General features: G+C 49.1%; 3 protein-coding genes and 1 pseudogene. 2 read left to right on the plus strand and 2 right to left on the minus strand.

Annotated features, from left to right (window positions below):
- The coding region (locus tag ACTHUM_RS12305; protein WP_440402990.1) for a hypothetical protein at positions 1-89 on the minus strand (89 nt) is incomplete at its 3' end.
- 75 nt (positions 90-164) lie between these two features.
- On the minus strand, positions 165-431 hold the full coding sequence (gene yajC, locus ACTHUM_RS12310) for a preprotein translocase subunit YajC (protein WP_003678762.1): 267 nt from the start codon (positions 429-431) through the stop codon (positions 165-167).
- A gap of 178 nt (positions 432-609) precedes the next feature.
- On the opposite strand from yajC, the gene ACTHUM_RS12315 reads away from it, so the two are divergent.
- Together ACTHUM_RS12315 and ACTHUM_RS12320 are read left to right on the plus strand one after the other, a co-directional pair.
- On the plus strand, positions 610-1,668 hold the full coding sequence (locus ACTHUM_RS12315) for a histone deacetylase family protein (protein WP_219089502.1): 1,059 nt from the start codon (positions 610-612) through the stop codon (positions 1,666-1,668).
- A 233-nt stretch (positions 1,669-1,901) separates the two neighbouring features.
- Positions 1,902-2,037: pseudogene (locus tag ACTHUM_RS12320) on the plus strand (2,3-butanediol dehydrogenase); the annotation flags it as partial.

Consider the following 2,037-nt stretch of genomic DNA (forward strand, 5'->3'; position numbering starts at 1 on the left):
TCACCGAAAAGGTTGGGCAGCGAGTAAACAGCCGCAACCACAATCGTGAACGCAATCAGCAGGTATTTCCATAAAGGATAACGGTTCATGGTAAACCTTTGCTTTATTTATAAAGGCAAACAGCCGCACTCGGAAAATGAGGCGGCTTTTCGCAAAAAAACGGATTATTCGGCTTTCGCGGCAATCGCGTTGCGTTCCACTTCTACTTCGATTCTCGCACCTTGGCCGATGTCGACAGTGTAGAATTGCTCGCCGACTTTGGTCACGCGGCCTTTGAAACCTGCAGCCAAAACGACTTTATCGCCTACTTTCAAAGCAGCCAGCATAGCTTGATGTGCTTTGAATTTCTTTTGTTGAGGACGCATAATCAGGAAGTAAAACACCACCATAATCAGCAGTAAAGGGGCAAATTGAGCCACAGCTTGATTCATAATATATCCGTTCTTTTGAGTTTTAAGATAAAGTAAAAAAACTGCATACAGCCCAAAACGCAGTTGGTCGGACTGTAAAATTGAGCTATTCTAAAGGCCGTCTGAAAAATTTCCAAGCATTTCCGTATTTATTAACCATATTTAGCAGTCCGTGCGACTCGTTCGATACATACTTTCCATGCTTAAAAAAATCATTTGGCGCGTGCGTACCCTGCTGCGTCGACTACTTGGCAAAAATGCCCGCACCGTATGGATTTCCCATCCGATATTTTTGCAGCACCAGCCGGGCACCAACCACCCCGACAAGCCCGAACGCATCAGCGCCATTCAAGCCGCCTTAAAAAAGGAAGGCATTTGGCGTCATCTGCAAACCGCTGAAGCACCCGAAATCAAAGATGCGCAACTGGCATTGGTCCACTCGCGCAACTATCTGCACGAATTAGAGGCCGCACAGCCGCTTCCCGGTAAAATCCACCGTATCGACGACGATACCGTCATCTGCCACGACTCCCTCCAAGCCGCCCGTTTTGCGGCCGGCGCCGTCATCAAGGCAGTCGATATGGTGATGAACAAAAAAGCCTGGCATGCTTTTTGCGCCATCCGCCCGCCAGGCCACCATGCCCACAGCAACAGCGCCGGCGGATTCTGCCTCATTAACAACACCGCCGCCGGCGTGATGCACGCCATTGCCCAATACCGCTTGCAACGCATCGCCGTCATCGATTTCGACGTCCACTTCGGCGACGGTACGGCGGAGATTCTCCAAGACGATCCGCGCGTGATGTTTTTCAACCTGTTTGAAACCGACATCTTTCCCTTCCCTCAGGCGGAACAATACGCCGGCAATAAGAATATGCTGCATACGCCCCTCAAACCGGGCACAGGCAGCCGTATCTTCCGTACGACCATCCGCGAACAATGGCTTCCCAAGCTCACGGCCTTCCGCCCCGAGTTGGTGTTGCTTTCAGCCGGTTTTGACGGGCACAAACAAGACGAAACAGGCCGTCTGAACCTGCATGAAGCCGATTTTGCCTGGCTGACACACAAAATCGTCCAAGCAACAGCAAGCTGTCAAGGACGTATCGTTTCCGTGCTGGAGGGCGGATATACCTTGGAATCCATGTCTAAATCTGCCGCCGCCCACATCCGCGTATTGGCAGGCTTAAGCAAGGCCGACTACGTCATCGCCTACCAAAAGCATCTGAAGCGCGGCAAAAGTAACAATCCTACACCATAACGTATTCAAACTATTGCCCCAGGCCGTCTGAAAATAGATTATCCATTTCAGACGGCCTTTTTTTCATTTACAAACTTTAATTTGAGCAAAGACAAACCATTTTCATATTATCAGTAGTAAAATAACAAATATAAAACATATCAATAAAAATATTTCACACGCCACACTGCTTCCCTTTCCCTAATTGACCGTCTTTTTCAGACGGCCTCCACTTTAAAAAAAGGAGCGTTACAATGAAAGCAGCACGTTTTTACAACAAAGGTGACATCCGCATCGAAGACATTCCAGAGCCAACCGTAGCTCCGGGTACTGTCGGCATTAATGTTGCGTGGTGCGGTATCTGCGGTACCGATCTGCACGAATTCATGG

The sequence above is a fragment of the Neisseria sp. P0021.S006 genome, from assembly GCF_051956895.1.

What these genes read in the sequence shown, in the direction of transcription:
- yajC (WP_003678762.1), bottom strand. Translation starts at nt 431, where the DNA reads ATGAATCAAGCTGTGGCTCAATTTGCCCCTTTACTGCTGATTATGGTG.
- ACTHUM_RS12315 (WP_219089502.1), top strand. Translation starts at nt 610, where the DNA reads ATGCTTAAAAAAATCATTTGGCGCGTGCGTACCCTGCTGCGTCGACTA.